We start from the raw sequence: 1,199 nt of genomic DNA, 5'->3' as shown, positions 1-1,199 counted from the left end.
GCCGCTGCCAGCGGCAAGCCGGGCCCGGCGGTACTGATGTTGCCGGTCGATTTGCAAAGGGCCCATTCCGATAAGCCCGGAAAACGCGAGATGCGGCTCGGCAACTGGCCGCTCGACCGGCCGCGCCCTAAAGACAGCGCGATCATCGAAGCGGCGAGGCTCATCGACGGCGCCCGTTTCCCCGTCGTCATCGCCGGTGGCGGAGTGCATGGTTCGGGCGCGGGTGCGGCGCTGCTGCATTTCGCCGAGAAGGCGGTCGCACCCGTTGCGACGACCAGCATGGGCAAGGGTGCGATCCCGGAGACGCACCCGCTCGCCATGGGCGTGATCGGCAATCTGACCGGCCCAGGCGGGCTCGGGCGCCAGACCAAGCCACTCGTGCAGCAAGCCGATCTCGTGCTGCTGATCGGCAACCGCACCAACGAGGACGGCACCGACGCGTGGTCGCTGATCCCGGATGGAGCACGCGTGCTGCACATCGACATCGACCCGCAGGAGATCGGTCGCAATTACGAGGCGGTTCGCCTCCTTGGAGACGCCCGCGCAACGCTTGAGGCGCTCACCAATGCGCTCGGCGGCCACGCTCCTGATCGCGACGCGATCGTGAGCCATATTGCGAATGCCTGGACAGCGTTCGAGCGCGAACGCGCGCCTTTCCTCGTGGACGCCGAGCCGATCCGGGCGGAGCGTGTGCTCGCCTCAATCCAGAAGCGGCTCGGCCGCGAAACCATCGTCGTAGCGGACGCCAGCTATTCATCGAGTTGGGTCGCCGGTCAGCTTCGCACGCATCATCCGACGAATCGCGTGATCTCGCCGCGAGGGCTCGCTGGTCTCGGCTGGGGCCTGCCGCTCGCCCTCGGCGCAAAACTGGCGCGTCCTGACGGCGAGGTCATTGTCGTGGTTGGCGACGGCGGCTTCGCGCACGCCTGGGCGGAGTTGGAAACCGCCGTCCGCATCGGGATCAAGGTGACCGTGGTGGTCCTCAACAATGGCGTGCTCGGCTACCAGAAAGACGCCGAAATGGCCAAGTTCGGCCGCTATACCGCCGCGGGCCACCTCGGCCAAGTAGACCATGCCGCGATTGCGCGGGCCTGCGGCGGCCACGGCGAACGCGTGGAGCGCGCGAGCGACCTGGACGCCGCGTTCGATCGTGCGGCTGAATCCGATGCCGTGGCGTTGCTCGACGTGCTGACGGACCC

At 67.8% G+C, this 1,199-nt stretch carries 1 protein-coding gene; it reads left to right on the top strand.

Annotation, left to right across the window (positions count from 1 at the left end):
- Nucleotides 1-36 precede the first annotated feature (36 nt).
- A partial coding sequence (locus tag NKJ26_RS33380; protein ID WP_352700102.1) for a thiamine pyrophosphate-dependent enzyme occupies nt 37-1,199 on the top strand: 1,163 nt, incomplete at its 3' end.

Source organism: Mesorhizobium sp. M0152 (assembly GCF_040322415.1).
Taxonomy (GTDB): Bacteria; Pseudomonadota; Alphaproteobacteria; order Rhizobiales; family Rhizobiaceae; genus Mesorhizobium.
Note: the sequence above shows the minus strand (reverse complement) of the source record. Positions and strands in the feature narration are given on the sequence as shown.